This window comes from Meiothermus sp., assembly GCF_025056915.1.
GTDB lineage: Bacteria > Deinococcota > Deinococci > Deinococcales > Thermaceae > Meiothermus.
This window is the reverse complement of record NZ_JANWVH010000007.1, coordinates 1-14547: the sequence shown is the minus strand read 5'-3', so window position 1 is coordinate 14547 and position 14547 is coordinate 1. Positions and strand designations below refer to the sequence as shown.

Genomic DNA, 14547 nt, shown 5'->3' with positions numbered 1-14547 from the left:
AGGGTGAAGCAGGGAACCAAAGTTTCACCCCAGCAGCGATACTTAGACGGTTTTGCGGAACTTCTTGCGGGGACGGCAGCCGTTGTGCGGCAGGGGGGTGTCGTCCACAATGGAGCGCACCTGGAGCCCACTGGCCTGCAAAGCCCGAATGGCCTGCTCACGGCCTGCGCCGGTGCCGCGCACCACCACTTCCACACTGCTCATCCCAAAACCCTGGGCCTTCTTGGCGGCATCCATCGCCGCCAGCTGGGCCGCATAGGGCGTCCCCTTGCGGCTGCCCTTGTAGCCAATCACCCCCCCCGACGACCAGGTAATCGGGTGGCCGTTGGTATCGGTGATGGTCACAATGGTGTTGTTGTAGGAGGCGTGAATAAACGCCCGGCCCGTCGTTACTTGACGTTTGACCTTCTTCTTGCGACTGCTTGAAGCTTTTTTCTCAGCCATACTCTCCTCGCGTTTGCTCCACGGAAAAAGGGAAGTGGAGCGGTATCAGGAGTCTCAACTGGCGTGTACACGATGCACCATTGGCGCATCTACGTTCCAGCTTTATCGGGGGGTTGCGAAAAAACTCGAGCCACTACCCCATGTTCACTACTTGCGGGGGGCCTTTTTCTTGCCGGCCACGGTCTTGCGGGGCCCCTTGCGGCTGCGGGCGTTGGTCCGGGTCCGCTGGCCGCGCACGGGCAGTCCCCGACGGTGACGCAAGCCCCGGTAGCAGCCGATGTCCATCAGGCGCTTGATATTGCTGGCCACCTCGGCGCGCAGTTCGCCCTCGAGCTTGTAGGTGTTTTCCACAAACTCACGCAGCCGGGCCACCTCGGCCTCGCTGAGGTCTTTGACCCGGGTCGCCGGATTGACGTTGGTGGCTGCCAGGGCTTCTTTCGCACGGGCCGGGCCCACCCCGTACACATAGGTCAGGGCAATGTCCACGCGCTTGTTGCGGGGGATTTCCACACCAGAAATACGAGCCATTCCTTCACCTCCTTCCGTTTAGCCTTGACGCTGCTTGTGGGTAGGGTCTTCGCAGATCACATACACGCGCCCATGGCGCTTGATGACCTTGCACTTGTCGCACATTTTCTTGACTGAGGTACGCACTTTCATGGTTACTCCTTCGGTTGCCCTGGCTCTATGCCCTACCTTCTGTAAACGATCCTGCCCCGGGTTGGGTCGTAGGGGGTAATCTCGACCACCACCCGGTCTCCCGGCAAAATGCGGATGTAGTTCATGCGCATCTTGCCTGAGATGTAGCAGAGAATCTCGGGGCCGTTGTCGAGCTGCACCCGAAATGTGGTGTTGGGCAGCGCTTCGCTGATGACCCCTTCGGCTCGAATTGTGTCCTTCTCCTTGGCCAAGCATCTCCTCCTAGCGCAAATCCCGCCTAGCGCCCCACCGGCACAGATTTCTGGCTCCCCGTCAAGAGGCGAGGGCCAGACTCGGTAATAAGCACTGTGTTTTCGTAGTGGGCCGCCAGGTTGCCTTTGCCAACCGTGGCCGTCCAACCATCCGCCAATATTACCATCTTGGCAGGGTACAAAGCAACCATCGGCTCGAAGGCCAGGGTCATGCCGGGGCGCAGCTTGGGGCCTTTGCCGGGGTCGCCATAGTTGGGCACCTGGGGGTCTTCGTGCAGCTCCCGCCCCACCCCGTGCCCCACCATCTCGCGGATACACCACAGGCCGTGCTTCTTCTCTACAAAATCCTGCACTGCCGCAGCCACATCACCGATGCGCTTGCCCGGCTGCATGAGTTCCAGGCCCAGCCAGAAGGCTTCCTCGGTCACCTGCATCAGCTTCTGGGCTTCGGGTGAGACCTGGCCCACCGCATAGGTGCGGGCCATGTCGGTGGTGTAGCCATCGTGGGTAAAGAGAAAATCAATCTTGAGGAGCTCCCCCTCCTGCAAAGGGCGTTTGGAGGGCAAGCCGTGCACCACCACATCGTCTATGGACATGCAGGTTGCGCTGGGGTAAGGTATCTGCCCACCCGCCCGGTAGCCAATCTGGGGCGCTTTGCCCCCCACCCGCTGAATCGCCCGCAGGATGATCTGGTCAAGCTCGAGGGTGCTTACCCCAGGCCGGATGTGGGGCTCCACCTCGGCAAAGATAGCGGTATGAAGCTGACCGGTGCGGGTCATCTTCTCGATTTCCCAGGGCGATTTGATGTGGATGGCCATATTCGCTAAAAGGGACTGGGCTCTAGGCGGCGGGGATGCCCAGGGCTTCCTGAATGGCCCGGTAGACCTCGTCCACCTTGCCCAGGCCGTTGATTTCCTTCAGGCTGCCGGTTTTTTGGTAGTAGTCCACCAAAGGCTGGGTTTTCTGGCGGTACTCCACCATCCGGGCCCGGATGGTCTCCTCGTTGTCATCCGAACGGCCTTCTTCCAGCGCCCGGCCCAGCAAGCGCCGCACCAGTTCGTCCTCGGGGGCCGTGACCAGCAAAACCCCCAGCAAGCGAATGTGCTGCTCCTGCAAAAGTCGATCCAGGGCTTCGGCCTGGGCCAGGGTGCGGGGAAAGCCATCAAAGATGACCTTGGGGTCGGGCATGGCGGCCAGCTCGGCCCCGATCAAGCCCAAAATAATCTCGTCGGGAACCAGCTTGCCGGCATCCATGAGGGGCTTGGCCAGCTGGCCCAGCTCGGTGCCACGGGCCACGTGGCTGCGCAATATGTCACCCGTTGAAAGCTGCTTGAAGCCCATCTCGGAAGCCAGGCGCTTGGCCTGGGTACCCTTGCCTGCGCCAGGGGGGCCTAGGAAGATGACCGCCTCTGCCATATCTCTACCGTCTCCTTATCGCGCTCCCGCTCTTCGTAGTGCCTGCGTGAATCCAACACGCTGTCCGGTAAGGCCGATAATCCATCAATAGCCTGCAAAACCTTCAGCAAAATTAGCCCTAGACCCATGTCCCCCGACGATTGATAACCCGTGCTGCCTGAAACCACCCATCACTGTTCGGGCTACGGCGAAATCCTAGCGGGTACGGCCCCGCAGCCGACCCTTGGACAAGAATCCCTCGTAGTTGCGCATCTGCAACTGGGCTTCAATCTGGCGCAGGGTGTCGAGCGCAACCCCGACCACAATCAACAGGCTGATGCCCGAGAAGTGGAAGGCCAAGGTGGTCACGCCCGTCACGTTTTGCATGATGGTGGGCAGGGCCGCCACAATGCCCAGGAAGATGGCCCCCCACAGGGTCAGGCGGGAGACAATGTGCTCCAGGAACTTCACCGTGGGGTCGCCGGGGCGAATACCGGGAATGAAACCCCCATACTCGCGCAGGTTCTCCGAAATTCGGCGGGGGTCAAACTGCACGGCGGTATAGACGTAGGTAAACCCCACAATCAGCAGAACCTCAATCAGCAGACCGGGAAAGCGGTTGGGGGTAAAAAAGTTGGCAACCCCCTGGGCCAACGACGACTCAGGGAAGACCCCGGTAATAAAGAGCGGGAGTTGGAGCAACGCCGCCGCAAAAATAATGGGGATGACCCCCGCTGCATTGAGTTTGATGGGGATGTAGGTGGCCTGACCGCCAAACATCTTGCGGCCTACCTGCTTGCGGGCGTACTGTACCGGAATGCGCCGCTCGGCCTGCTGCACGGCGGCCATGGCCCCAAAAGCCAGCACGATAAAGGCCAGGAAGATCAGGAGGGCAATCAGGTTGACCTCGCCGGTGCGCACCAGGCCGAAGGTGCGGCCCAGCTGGGGCAGCCAGGAGGCCACGATGCCCGCAAAGATCACCATGCTGGTACCGTTGCCGATACCGTATTCGGTGATCCGCTCGGCCATCCAGAGCAACAGGGCAATGCCGGCCACCTGGGTCACCACCACCACAAAGTAAAAGAAGAAGCCGGGTTCCCAGCCGGGGAGCAGGAAAGCCCCGTTGTTCGAACCCAAAAAGGCCGTGGCCAGAAACAAGCCCTGTACCGCCCCCAGGGCAATACCGGCATAGCGGGTGTACTGGGTGATGATGCGGCGGCCTTCCTCGCCTTCCTTTTGCAGCTTTTCCAGCGCCGGAATCACCGTGACCAGCAGCTGCATGATGATGGCGGCGGTGATGTAGGGCATGATGCCCAGGGCAAAGATCGAGAACTGTTCAAAGTTGCCGCCGGAGAACAGGTTGACCAGACCCAAGGCACTCCCCGCCTGGGTACCCAGAAACTCGCGGATCTTGCTGATGTCCACCCCAGGGGTGGGGATGAAGGTTCCCAACCGATACAGCGCCAGCACCAAGAGCGTAAACAGGATGCGCTTACGCAGCTCAGGGATGACGATGGCGGAGCGGAAGGCCGCGAGCATTCTAGGCCCCCTCGAGCACAACCGCCTCGCCGCCCGCAGCCTTTAGTTTTTCGACGGCTGCTTGCGAGAACTTGTGGGCATGCACCCTAACGCCCCTGGCATCCCCCTGGGCCAGCACCTTGACGGGATACCCTGGACGCACCAGACCCGCCTTGGCCAGGGCTTCGGGGCCTACTTCGCCGGAGGTGAAGTGTTTGGCAATGGCGCCCAGGTTGACCACCTGGTATTCCACCCGCTTGAGTTCGCCGTGGGAGTCGCCCTTCATGCCGCGCTTGGGCAGGCGCATCAGAAGGGTGGAGCGGCCCCCCTCAAAGCGGGCCGGGTTCTTGAGGCCGCCCGAGCGGGATTTCTGGCCCTTGTGACCGCGCCCGGCGGTCTTGCCCTTGCCCGAGCCGGGACCCCGACCCACGCGCTTGTGGCGTTTGTTGGCCCCCTGGTTGGGACGAATATCGGTGAGTTTCATTCCAGCACCTCCACCAGGTGGGACACCTTGCGGATTTGACCGCGCATGGCCGGGTTGTCCTGCACCTCACGCACACGGTTCATCTTAGTCAGGCCCAGCACCTTGAGGGCGGCTTTCTGGTCTTTGGGATAGCCGATGGGGCTCTTGACCAGCCGAACCTTGACGGTTGCCATCAGGCCACCTCCTCGGGTTTGGCAGGGGCTTTGCGCAGGCGCTTCACATCGTCCCAGGTCTGGAGCTGGCGCAGGGCTTCCATGGTGGCATAGGCGATGTTCACCGCGTTGCGGGAGCCCAGCTCCTTGGTCAGGATATCGGTGATGCCAGCCAGCTCGAGGATGGCGCGGGGCACCTGGCCCGCAATCACCCCGGTTCCCGGCGCCGCCGGACGCAGCAGGATGGTGGAAGAACCCCAGGTCACGCTGATCTCGTGCGGAATAGTGCCGTTGTGCAGGGGCACCTCGATCATCTCACGCTTGGCGTAGTTGTTGGCTTTTTGCACCGCCATGGGGACTTCCTTGGCCTTGCCCAGACCCAGGCCCACCCGGCCCTGCCGGTCTCCCACGGCCACCAGGGCACCGAAGCGGAAGCGACGCCCCCCCTGGTAGGTCTTGGAAGTGCGGCGCACAAAGATCATCTTTTCTTCAAAATCGGTTTCAGGCATATGTAACCTCGCTGAAGGCGGAAGGCAGAAAGCTGAAAGCCAGGATCAGCGCCTTGGGCTTCAGGCTTTTGGCCTTCGGCTCAGAACTCCAGTCCCCCTTCACGTGCACCATCGGCCAGGGCCTTGACGCGCCCGTGGTATTTGAAGGCACCCCGGTCAAAGACCACCTGGACAATTCCCTTGGCCTTGGCTGCCTCTGCAATGGCTACGCCCACTTTCCGGGCCACTTCGGTTTTGTTGCCCGAAAGCTTGAGGGACTTGCTCGAGACAGCAGCCAGGGTCTCCCCTTTGCTGTCGTCAATGATTTGTGCGTAGATGTGCTGCAAGCTGCGGTGAACGCTGAGGCGCAGCCGGCCTGAGGCTTTGACGGCATTGCGCACCCGAAACTTGCGGCGGTCTTCAGTGGACAAACGGGCCACAGACTCTCCTTTCTGCTAAACTGCCCCCATCCTCTTATGCATGGGTGGGGCTACTTGCCCGCAGTCTTGCCGGGCTTGGTCTTGATCACCTCGTCGGCATAGCGAATGCCCTTGGCGTGGTAGGCATCGGGTGGACGCACCGCCCGTACGTTGGCTGCTACCTGACCTACCAGTTGCTTGTCAATCCCCACGATGCGGATTTTGGTGGGTTCGGGCACCTCGAAGGTGATGCCGGCGGGGGGGGTAACAATGTCTTTGTGGCTATGCCCCACGGTGAGCTCGAGGTTCTTGCCCTGCATGGCCGCACGGTAACCGGTACCGCTGATGATCATTTCCTTTACATAACCCGTCGAAACGCCCTGAACCGCGTTGGCAATCAGGGTGCGGGTCAGGCCATGCAGGCTTTTGTGGGTGCGGCTATCGGAGGGACGGCTCACTGTGATGGTGCCGTTTTCGTTCTTGATGGTCAGGTCGGCATGCACCGGCACAGACAGTTCACCCTTGGCCCCCTTAACCTTGACCAGCCCGCTGGTCACCTCGACGGTCACACCCTTGGGCAAGGTGATGGGTTGTTTTCCAATTCGAGACATGTTCACTTTCTCCTTACTGGGGCCCCCGATTTGAGCGCGATGGCTGCCCGGGGCAGCCCAGGCCGCTCTTGGGGGCGGCTCAAATTGGGGTGGGGCTACCACACCTCGCAAATCACTTCGCCACCCACCCCCAGCTTGCGGGCTTCGCGGTCCGGCAACAGCCCCTTGGAGGTCGAGACGATGGCCAGCCCCAGGCCGCGGCGCACGCGGGGTAGGTTCTCGGCTGTCACGTACACTCGACGACCCGGACGGCTCACCCGCTGGATGTGCTGGATGACCCGTTCGCGGCGGGGGCCGTATTTGAGGGTCAGGCGAAGGTAGGGCTTGCCATCCACCTCAACCTGCTCCATTCCCTTGAGAAAACCTTCCTTGACAAGGATGCTGGCAATCTGCTGCTTGAACTTAGAAGCAGGCACATCCACGCTCTCCTTGTAGACCTGGACTCCGTTGCGAATCCGGGTCAGCATATCGGCAATCGGATCACTGAGCATTGCAAAATCTCCTTACTTCCTGGGCGGCTCTGTTGGGCCTGGAGGTTTGCGGAACCCGGTCTTGGCCAAAATAGCCAACCTGCCAGTTCAGAACCCCCACAGAGGGCACCCGCAGAATCGGCCTTGCGGTATCGGCGAAAACTCACCGACCTACAAAGCCATCTTTACCAACTGGCTTTCTTGACCCCCGGCAACTGACCCTTGTGAGCCATTTCGCGGAACTGAAGACGCGAGATGCCGAAGTAACGCAAGAAAGCCTTGGAACGGCCCGTTACCGCGCAACGGTTCTTGTGGCGGGTTGGGCTGGCGTCGCGGGGCAGCTCGGCCAGGGCCGCGTAATCGCCCGCCGCCTTGAGGGCCGCCCGCTTGGCCGCATACTTGGCGATGGTTTTGAGTTTGCGCTTCATCTTCTCGACCTGTGATTTCTTGGCCATCGTTTCACCTCCTTTCTGAATGAGTCAAACTTACTTCCTGAAGGGGAAGCCCAGGAGTTCCAGCAGGGCTCGAGCTTCTTCATCGGTCTTGGCCGTGGTGACCACCGCAATGTCCATCCCCCGCACCGCGTCCACCATATCGAAGGTAATCTCGGGGAAGATGGCTTGCTCACGCAGGCCCAGGTTGTAGTTACCGCGGCCATCAAAGGCCCCAGGATTGACCCCGCGAAAATCGCGGATGCGCGGCAGGGCAATATGAATCAGCTTCTCGGCAAAAATCCACATCCGATCCCCGCGCAGCGTAACCCGCAAACCGATGGGCATCCCCTGGCGGAGCTTGAAGTTGGAGATGGACTTCTTCGCACGGGTGATGGCCGGCTGCTGCCCGGTGATCACCGCCAGCTCCTTGCCGGCTTTTTCCAGAATGCGGCTATCCTCCTTGGCTTCGCCAAGGCCCTGGTTGACCACAATTTTCACCAGGCGGGGCACCGCCATGATGTTCTCGTAGCCAAACCGCTTCATCAACTCGGGTCGAATCTCCTCGAGGTAACGTTTCTTCAGGGCAACTTCCAGTGGCATTCACAACCCCCTTACTTGGTGTCCAGCACCCCACCACACTTGGCGCAGGCCCGCACCTTGGTTCCATCGGGCAGTAGCTTTTTGCGGATGCGGGTAGGCTTCTCGCAGCTCGGGCAGATGGGCATCACCTTGGAGGCGTGAATGGGTGCCTCGGTTTCGATGAACCCTCCCTGGGGGTTGCGGGGGTTGGGGCGCACGGCCTTCTTGATCAGGTTGAGCCCCTCCACCACCACCAGCCCCTCTTTGGGCATGACCGCTTTGATTTTACCGGTGGCGCCGCGCAGCCCTTCCTTGCCGGAAAGCACTTTCACGGTGTCGCCCTTTTTGACATGTACCTTCATTTTTCCTCCGATTTTGCTTCCAGCGCCAGTCCTGCCAGACCCAAGACACCAAAAGAAGAGTGTAGCAGAAACCGGCCCAAAAAGCATCTCTGGCTAGGGCTTGCTCGGAAGCCGACCTCTCCCCAACAAGCCGGGTGCGGGACAGAAGACCCTAAAGCCCCCTGTGCATCGGACCACTTGCCTACGGCAAGAACCCGCACACCCTCCTCAAAGCACTTCAGGCGCCAGCGAAACAATTTTCATGAAGCCTCGCTCGCGCAGTTCGCGGGCCACCGGGCCAAACACACGGGTGCCCCTCGGCTCGTTCTGCGGGTTGATGATGACCGCCGCATTGGTGTCGAAACGGATGGAAGAACCATCCTGACGGCGAATTTCCTTGGCGGTTCGCACCACCACCGCCTTGACCACATCGCCCTCTTTCACCATGCCCCGGGGAATGGCCTCCTTGACCGAGGCCACAATGATATCGCCCACGCTGGCGTACTTGCGGTAGTGGCCCCCCATCACCCGGATGCAGGCAATTTTACGGGCACCGGTGTTGTCGGCAACTTCCAGCACAGTTTCTTGCTGAATCACGCGTTACCACGCTCCTTGCGCAGTTGGTAGCGCTCGACCAGATCCATGCGGCCTTCCTCGAGGCGCCCCACCACCACGAACTTCTTGTTTTTGGATATCGGGGTAGCTTCTCTGATCTCGACGATGTCGCCGAGTTTGTACTGGTCGTTCTCGTCGTGGGCAAGGTACTTTTTGGATTGCTTGATGACCTTGCCATACAGCGGGTGTTGCATCTGGCGCTCTACCAGAACCGTGACGGTCTTCTGCGCCTTATCGCTCACCACCACGCCGGTCAGAACTTTCTTGGGCATTGCAAACTCCTTTCTCAGGCCTTCCTGGCGCGGGGCTTTTTAGAGGCAGGCTTGGATGAGGGCTGGCTTTCCCCATCGGCCCCCCGGGCCTTTTCCCCCAGCACGGTCAGCATGCGCGCAATCTCGCGCTTGGCTTGGGTGACTCGATGGTTCTTATCGAGCTGTCCGATGCTGGACTGGAAGCGCAGTTCCATCAGTTCTTTCTTGGTGTCCTGAATTCGCTTTTGCAGCTCCTGCACCGGCAGCTTGCGCAGCTCACTGGGCTTCGTCGTAGGCATCGCGTCTCACCACCTTGGTTTGAATGGGCAGCTTGTGCCCGGCCAGACGGAGGGCTTCCCGGGCCTGCTCTTCGGTTACGCCGGAAACCTCAAACATCACACGGCCCGGCTTGACCACCGCCACATACCCCTCCACATTGCCCTTGCCCTTACCCATGCGCACTTCCAGGGGCTTCTTGGTAAAGGGCTTGTCGGGGAAGATTCGAATGAAAATTTTGCCGCCGCGGCGGAAGTGGCGCACCATGGCCACACGGGCCGCCTCGATCTGCTGGCTGGTCACCCAGGAAGGCTCCATGGCGACCAGGCCCCACTCGCCGAAAGCCACGTAGTCGCCTCCCTTGGCCGTACCCCGCATCCGGCCCCGGTGGGCTTTGCGGTACTTCATGCGTTTGGGCATCAACATGCTCTATTCACCTTCCTTAGCCCCGGCGGTGGCCTTGCGTACCGCCGAGCGGCGCCGGGGCTTGCTGTCTTCGCGTTCGCGCTTTGGCGCTGCGGGGCGGGCCGTAGGCGCTGCGCCCGGCACAATCTTCTTGCCGCCAATCACTTCACCCATAAAGACATAGGCCTTGACCCCCAGCGAACCGTAGGTGGTCTCGGCCCGGGCGGTGCCGTAGTCGATGTTGGCCCGCAGGGTGTGCAGGGGCACGCGGCCCTCAGCTGCCCACTCCACACGGGCCTGTTCAGCCCCGCCAATGCGCCCCGAGACCACAATTTTGGCGCCCTGCGCCCCGGATTCACGAACCCGCTGCACCGCCTGCTTGATGCTCCGGCGCACCGCGAAGCGGCGTTCGATCTGTTCGGCCACGCGCTGGGCGACCAGGGGCGCGGACAGGTTGGGGTTGCCCACTTCCTGTACGTTCAGGGCAACCGCCTTGCCGGGGAACTTGCTCTGCAAGGTCTCGCGCAGGCGCTTGATGGTTTCGCCCCCCCGGCCAATCACCACGCCGGGCTTGGCCGCATAAACGGTAACGGCAATGTTGTCGGCGGCGCGTTCGATGTCAATGCGGGCCAGGCCCGCCGGACGGAGCTCTTTCTCGATGGTCTGGCGAATCAGGCGGTCGTCTTGCAGGATTTTGGCATAAGACTTTTTACCCGCATACCAGCGCGACTCAAACTCGCGGGTAATGCCCAGGCGCAGGCCGACGGGATTGATCTTGTTACCCATTTTTCTCCCCCACGATGATGGTGATGTGGCTGGTACGCTTTTTGATCATGTTGGCGCTCCCTCGAGCCCGGGGCAGCATCCGCTTGATGGCCGGCCCCTCGTCCACGTAGGCCGCCTTGACGAAGATCTGGTCTTCGATCATGTTCTTGCGGTCGTCGTTCATGCCGTTGGCGGCAGCCGACTCGAGCACCTTGGCCACAATCTCCGACGCGCGGTGCGGGGTGTACTTGAGGATGGCGCGGGCCTCTTCCAGCTTTTTGCCGCGGATCAGGTCCACCACCAGGCGCACCTTCTGGGGCGACATACGAACGTAGCGGGCGGTGGCCTGCGCATAAGTGTGGGGTTTTTCGCCCTGCAAAGCCTCGCTCCGCTGGCGCAGGGACATCCGGGCATAGCGCTGCAAGCCCGCCGAACCGGGGTAGTGTACATCGCGCAGGTCTTTGCGGATATCGCTGCGCTCGCCTTTTTTAAGACGCTTTCTGGCTTCCATGATTGGCCCCCTTACTTCTTGGCGGTCTTGGCCTCTTTGCTGTGGCCCCGGTAGGTGCGGGTGGGCGAGAACTCGCCGAGCTTATGCCCGACCATCTGTTCGGTGATGTAGACCGGTACGTGCTGCTTGCCGTTGTAAACCGCCAGGGTGTGGCCGATCATTTCCGGCACGATGGTGCTCCGGCGGCTCCAGGTTTTGATCACCCGCTTTTCGCCTTTGGCGTTCATCGCCTCGACTTTTTCCAGCAGGTGGCCTTCCACGAAAATTCCTTTTTTCAAGCTGCGTGGCATAGTGCACCTCTATTTGCGACGAGACACGATAAGCGCGCTCGAGGGCTTCTTCTTCTTGCGGGTTTTGAGACCTTTGGCCTGCTGGCCCCAGGGCGAAACCGGAGGACGACCGCGGGGCGCACGCCCTTCACCACCCCCGTGCGGGTGGTCTACCGGGTTCATCACCGTACCGCGCACGTGGCCTTTGCGCCCCAGGTGCCGCTTGCGACCGGCTTTGCCCAGCACGATGTTCTTGTGATCGGCGTTGGAAACCACCCCCACCGTGGCGTAGCACTCGCCATGCACCTTGCGCAGCTCCCCCGAGGGCAGCCGCAGGATCACATAGTCGCCTTCGCGGCCCTGTACCTGCACGCTGGTACCGGCGCTGCGGGCCATCTTGGCGCCTTTGCCGGGCTCGAGCTCCACTGCATGAATCACCGTACCCACCGGGATAAAGCGCAGCGGAAGGGCGTTGCCCACCGCAATGGCCGCTTCGGGGCCGCTAACTACGGTGCTGCCCACCTGGAGGCTATCGGGGGCCAGAATGTAGCGCTTCTCGCCATCCCGGTAAAACAGCAGAGCAATCCGGGCGGTGCGGTTGGGGTCGTACTCGAGGGCCGCCACCCGCGCCGGAATACCGGCCTTGTCGCGGCGGCGGAAGTCAATGATGCGGTAGAGCTGCTTGTGGCCCCCGGAGATGAAGCGGCTGGTGGTGCGGCCTTGGTTGTTGCGCCCCCCGGTTTTTTTCAAGGGGGCGGTCAGGCTCTTCTCCGGACGCTTCTTGGTCAGGTCGGAGAAGTCGGCCACCGTCATGAAGCGGCGCGATGGGGTGTAGGGTCTGAACTTCTTTACTGCCATTTTCTTTTCCTCTCACCTGATACGGACTAACCGAGTCGTCCTGATGCCAAGTGGATTTTGTGCCCCTTCATTGGTGCGTTCTGGCGCACCACTCGGTCTCGAGGCGGTCTGGAGGTGGGCAATTGGCTGCGAAAAAGCCGTTGGTTTGCTTTATTGAAGACCATCTCCCCCACCTCCCGCTAAAAACTCCCCACAGTTTGGGGTGCATCGCCTAGATCAGTCCCTCCAGGGCTTCGATCTTCTGGCCAGGGGCCACCGTGACAATGGCCTTTTTGCGATCGGGGCGCTTGCCCATGAAGCGGCCAAGGCGCTTGTCTTTACCCAGCACATTCTGGGTGTTGACCCGCACCACCTTAACCTTGAAAGCCGCTTCCACAGCATTGGCAATCTCGGTCTTGTTGGCCTTGGGATGAACCCAGAAGGTATACACCCCTTCGGCGAAACGGCCATAGGCTTTTTCCGACAGCACGGGTTGAATGAGCACGTCGTGGGGCGTTTTCATCAGGCCTCACCCCCCTCGCCCTGGTTGACCCGGGCCTGCACACCCTCCCAAGCGGCGGCCTCCATCACCAGGGCCTCCTGGCGCATGATGTCGTAGACGTTGAGCCCTTCGGGGGCCAGCACCCGCACCTTGGGCAGGTTGCGGGCCGCGCGGGCGACCTTCTCGTCGCTGGTGACCAGCAGGATGGAGAGGCCCTCGAGGTTGTGGGCTTTGAGCCAGGCCACAAACTCCTTGGTTTTGCCGTTCACGCCCTGGAAGTTCTCGACCAGGAAGAGCTTGCCTTCCCGGGCCCGATCGGCCAGGGCCATGCCCAGGCCCAGTTTGCGTACCTTTTTGGGCAGGGTGTAGCTGTAGTCGCGGGGCTGCGGGCCAAAAACCGTGCCGCCCCCAACGAAAATGGGCGCTCCGTAGTCGCCGTGGCGGGCCCGCCCGGTGTGCTTCTGGCCGTACATCTTCTTGGTGGTGAAGTTCACCATGCCACGGGTCTTGGTTGCGGCCGTGCCCCGTCGGCGCGAGGCCAGCTGCCAGCGCACGACCTCGTAGAGCACGTGGCCGTTCACTTTGTCAGGAAGCACCGCTTCCACGGTCTTGTTGCTTCCGAGCACCGGAAGGCTGTACATCACTTACCTCCCTTTTGGGCCTTGAGGGCGGGCACTTTGCTGGTCTGCCGCACCACCACCAGGCTGCCGTTGGCCCCCGGCACCGAGCCTTTGACCAGAATCAGGTTCTCGCCCTCCAGCACATCCACGACCTCGAGGCCCTGGATGGTCACTTTTTCGTTGCCCCAGCGCCCGGCCATCTTCTTGCCCTTGAAGACCCGGCCCGGGGTCTTGCGGTTACCGATGGACCCCCCGTGCCGGTGCACTTTGTGGGCCCCGTGGGAGTCGTAACCACCGGCAAAGTTCCACTTCTTCATCACTCCGGTGAACCCGTGGCCTTTGGAGGTGCCGGTCACATCCACCACCTCGCCGGGGTTGAAAATGCTCACCGTCACGGTGTTGCCCTCGGGGTTGAAGCCCCTTAGCTCCCGCAGGTAGCGAACAGGCTCGATACCCGCCTTGGCAAAATGCCCCTTGAGGGGCTTGTTGACCCGCTGGGACTTCTGGCTCTGAAAGCCCAGCTGCACCGCCTCGTAGCCATCCTTTTCGGTGGTTTTACGCTGCACCACGGGGCAGGGGCCGGCCAGAATCACCGTCACGGGAATGGCCTTGTCCCCCTTCCAGACCTGGGTCATTCCGACTTTGGTACCAAGGATGCCCTTCATCAGCGGCCTCCTACCATCTTGAGTTCAATCTCAACGCCGGTGGGCAGGTCGAGGTTGCGAAGCCCCTCGATGGTCTTGGGGGTGGGGTCGGTGATGTCCACCAGGCGGTTGTGGGTGCGCAGTTCAAAGTGCTCCCGGCTGTCTTTGTGTTTGAAGGGGCCCCGCAACACCGTGAAGCGTCGGATGCGGGTAGGCAGGGGCACCGGGCCCGCCACCTGTGCCCCGCTGCGGCGGGCCGTCTCCACAATCTTGGCCGCCGAGGCGTCCAAGCTCTTGTGGTCAAAGCCCCGAAGTTTGATACGAATCTTTGGCATTCAGGGCCTCCCTTACTCGATAATTTTGGCGACCACACCTGCACCCACGGTACGACCGCCCTCGCGGATGGCGAAGCGCAGGCCTTCTTCCATGGCGATGGGCTTGATCAGCTCCACCGTGAAGGTCACGTTGTCCCCCGGCATGACCATCTCCACCCCGGCGGGCAGCTCCACCACCCCGGTCACGTCGGTGGTGCGGAAGTAGAACACCTCTCTAGAGGTGGAGAAAAGCGCGGTGTCCGGACCCCCCTCCTGCTTGTTCAGGGTGTGC

Annotated in this window: 28 protein-coding genes and 1 pseudogene; all 29 read right to left on the bottom strand. The window is 61.4% G+C overall.

Annotation, left to right across the window (positions count from 1 at the left end; translation table 11 throughout):
- Positions 1-42 precede the first annotated feature (42 nt).
- Positions 43-444 (bottom strand): 30S ribosomal protein S11, encoded by a 402-nt coding sequence (rpsK, locus tag NZN28_RS02260; protein WP_295395145.1) that lies wholly within the window; start codon positions 442-444, stop codon positions 43-45.
- Positions 445-591: 147 nt separating this feature from the next.
- Entirely contained in the window at positions 592-972 is a 381-nt protein-coding gene (gene rpsM, locus NZN28_RS02255; protein ID WP_295395144.1) for a 30S ribosomal protein S13, read from the bottom strand.
- An 18-nt stretch (positions 973-990) separates the two neighbouring features.
- A complete protein-coding gene (rpmJ, locus tag NZN28_RS02250) occupies positions 991-1104 on the bottom strand; it encodes a 50S ribosomal protein L36 (RefSeq protein WP_013014843.1) in 114 nt (37 codons plus the stop codon).
- A gap of 32 nt (positions 1105-1136) precedes the next feature.
- Positions 1137-1355 (bottom strand): translation initiation factor IF-1, encoded by a 219-nt coding sequence (infA, locus tag NZN28_RS02245; protein ID WP_208015947.1) that lies wholly within the window; start codon positions 1353-1355, stop codon positions 1137-1139.
- Positions 1356-1381: 26 nt separating this feature from the next.
- On the bottom strand, positions 1382-2173 hold the full coding sequence (gene map / locus NZN28_RS02240) for a type I methionyl aminopeptidase (protein ID WP_295395143.1): 792 nt from the start codon (positions 2171-2173) through the stop codon (positions 1382-1384).
- Positions 2174-2195: 22 nt separating this feature from the next.
- The gene (locus NZN28_RS02235) at positions 2196-2771 is read right to left on the bottom strand and encodes an adenylate kinase (RefSeq protein WP_295395142.1); all 576 of its coding nucleotides are present in this window, start codon (positions 2769-2771) and stop codon (positions 2196-2198) included.
- A 195-nt stretch (positions 2772-2966) separates the two neighbouring features.
- Positions 2967-4289 (bottom strand): preprotein translocase subunit SecY, encoded by a 1323-nt coding sequence (secY, locus tag NZN28_RS02230; RefSeq protein ID WP_295395141.1) that lies wholly within the window; start codon positions 4287-4289, stop codon positions 2967-2969.
- Between the two features lies 1 nt (position 4290).
- The gene (rplO, locus tag NZN28_RS02225) at positions 4291-4752 is read right to left on the bottom strand and encodes a 50S ribosomal protein L15 (protein WP_295395140.1); all 462 of its coding nucleotides are present in this window, start codon (positions 4750-4752) and stop codon (positions 4291-4293) included.
- Positions 4749-4925, bottom strand: coding sequence for a 50S ribosomal protein L30 (gene rpmD / locus NZN28_RS02220; protein WP_295395139.1), 177 nt, complete (start codon positions 4923-4925; stop codon positions 4749-4751). The genes rplO and rpmD overlap by 4 nt, the downstream gene beginning before the upstream one ends.
- Positions 4925-5413 carry a 30S ribosomal protein S5 gene (gene rpsE / locus NZN28_RS02215; RefSeq protein WP_295395138.1) on the bottom strand — a complete coding sequence of 163 codons (489 nt, stop codon included), beginning with the start codon at positions 5411-5413 and terminating at the stop codon, positions 4925-4927. Before rpsE ends, rpmD begins: the two co-directional genes overlap by 1 nt.
- 80 nt (positions 5414-5493) lie before the next feature.
- Complete coding sequence (gene rplR, locus NZN28_RS02210) at positions 5494-5832, bottom strand: 50S ribosomal protein L18 (protein ID WP_295395137.1); 339 nt, start codon at positions 5830-5832, stop codon at positions 5494-5496.
- A gap of 50 nt (positions 5833-5882) precedes the next feature.
- Complete coding sequence (gene rplF, locus NZN28_RS02205) at positions 5883-6422, bottom strand: 50S ribosomal protein L6 (protein WP_295395136.1); 540 nt, start codon at positions 6420-6422, stop codon at positions 5883-5885.
- Between the two features lie 95 nt (positions 6423-6517).
- Entirely contained in the window at positions 6518-6913 is a 396-nt protein-coding gene (gene rpsH / locus NZN28_RS02200; RefSeq protein WP_295395135.1) for a 30S ribosomal protein S8, read from the bottom strand.
- A 164-nt stretch (positions 6914-7077) separates the two neighbouring features.
- Complete coding sequence (rpsN, locus tag NZN28_RS02195) at positions 7078-7347, bottom strand: 30S ribosomal protein S14 (RefSeq protein WP_295395134.1); 270 nt, start codon at positions 7345-7347, stop codon at positions 7078-7080.
- Positions 7348-7377: 30 nt separating this feature from the next.
- Positions 7378-7926, bottom strand: coding sequence for a 50S ribosomal protein L5 (rplE, locus tag NZN28_RS02190; RefSeq protein ID WP_295395133.1), 549 nt, complete (start codon positions 7924-7926; stop codon positions 7378-7380).
- An 11-nt stretch (positions 7927-7937) separates the two neighbouring features.
- A complete protein-coding gene (rplX, locus tag NZN28_RS02185; protein ID WP_295395132.1) occupies positions 7938-8267 on the bottom strand; it encodes a 50S ribosomal protein L24 in 330 nt (109 codons plus the stop codon).
- Positions 8268-8474: 207 nt separating this feature from the next.
- The gene (gene rplN / locus NZN28_RS02180; RefSeq protein ID WP_295395131.1) at positions 8475-8843 is read right to left on the bottom strand and encodes a 50S ribosomal protein L14; all 369 of its coding nucleotides are present in this window, start codon (positions 8841-8843) and stop codon (positions 8475-8477) included.
- Positions 8840-9133, bottom strand: a complete 294-nt coding sequence (rpsQ, locus tag NZN28_RS02175) for a 30S ribosomal protein S17 (protein WP_295395130.1) — start codon at positions 9131-9133, stop codon at positions 8840-8842. The genes rplN and rpsQ overlap by 4 nt, the downstream gene beginning before the upstream one ends.
- A 14-nt stretch (positions 9134-9147) precedes the next feature.
- Complete coding sequence (gene rpmC, locus NZN28_RS02170; protein ID WP_295395129.1) at positions 9148-9411, bottom strand: 50S ribosomal protein L29; 264 nt, start codon at positions 9409-9411, stop codon at positions 9148-9150.
- The gene (rplP, locus tag NZN28_RS02165) at positions 9389-9814 is read right to left on the bottom strand and encodes a 50S ribosomal protein L16 (protein WP_295395128.1); all 426 of its coding nucleotides are present in this window, start codon (positions 9812-9814) and stop codon (positions 9389-9391) included. Before rplP ends, rpmC begins: the two co-directional genes overlap by 23 nt.
- A 3-nt stretch (positions 9815-9817) precedes the next feature.
- A complete protein-coding gene (rpsC, locus tag NZN28_RS02160) occupies positions 9818-10579 on the bottom strand; it encodes a 30S ribosomal protein S3 (protein ID WP_295395127.1) in 762 nt (253 codons plus the stop codon).
- Complete coding sequence (rplV, locus tag NZN28_RS02155) at positions 10572-10964, bottom strand: 50S ribosomal protein L22 (RefSeq protein ID WP_295395192.1); 393 nt, start codon at positions 10962-10964, stop codon at positions 10572-10574. Before rplV ends, rpsC begins: the two co-directional genes overlap by 8 nt.
- A gap of 116 nt (positions 10965-11080) precedes the next feature.
- Positions 11081-11359 carry a 30S ribosomal protein S19 gene (rpsS, locus tag NZN28_RS02150; protein ID WP_295395126.1) on the bottom strand — a complete coding sequence of 93 codons (279 nt, stop codon included), beginning with the start codon at positions 11357-11359 and terminating at the stop codon, positions 11081-11083.
- A gap of 9 nt (positions 11360-11368) precedes the next feature.
- Positions 11369-12196, bottom strand: coding sequence for a 50S ribosomal protein L2 (rplB, locus tag NZN28_RS02145; protein WP_295395125.1), 828 nt, complete (start codon positions 12194-12196; stop codon positions 11369-11371).
- Positions 12197-12407: 211 nt separating this feature from the next.
- The gene (locus tag NZN28_RS02140) at positions 12408-12698 is read right to left on the bottom strand and encodes a 50S ribosomal protein L23 (protein ID WP_295395124.1); all 291 of its coding nucleotides are present in this window, start codon (positions 12696-12698) and stop codon (positions 12408-12410) included.
- On the bottom strand, positions 12698-13318 hold the full coding sequence (rplD, locus tag NZN28_RS02135; RefSeq protein ID WP_295395123.1) for a 50S ribosomal protein L4: 621 nt from the start codon (positions 13316-13318) through the stop codon (positions 12698-12700). Before rplD ends, NZN28_RS02140 begins: the two co-directional genes overlap by 1 nt.
- Positions 13318-13962: a 50S ribosomal protein L3 gene (rplC, locus tag NZN28_RS02130; RefSeq protein ID WP_295395122.1), complete on the bottom strand. Its 645-nt coding sequence runs from the start codon at positions 13960-13962 to the stop codon at positions 13318-13320. The genes rplD and rplC overlap by 1 nt, the downstream gene beginning before the upstream one ends.
- On the bottom strand, positions 13962-14276 hold the full coding sequence (gene rpsJ / locus NZN28_RS02125) for a 30S ribosomal protein S10 (RefSeq protein ID WP_119340854.1): 315 nt from the start codon (positions 14274-14276) through the stop codon (positions 13962-13964). Before rpsJ ends, rplC begins: the two co-directional genes overlap by 1 nt.
- A gap of 12 nt (positions 14277-14288) precedes the next feature.
- Positions 14289-14547: pseudogene (tuf, locus tag NZN28_RS02120) on the bottom strand (elongation factor Tu); the annotation flags it as partial.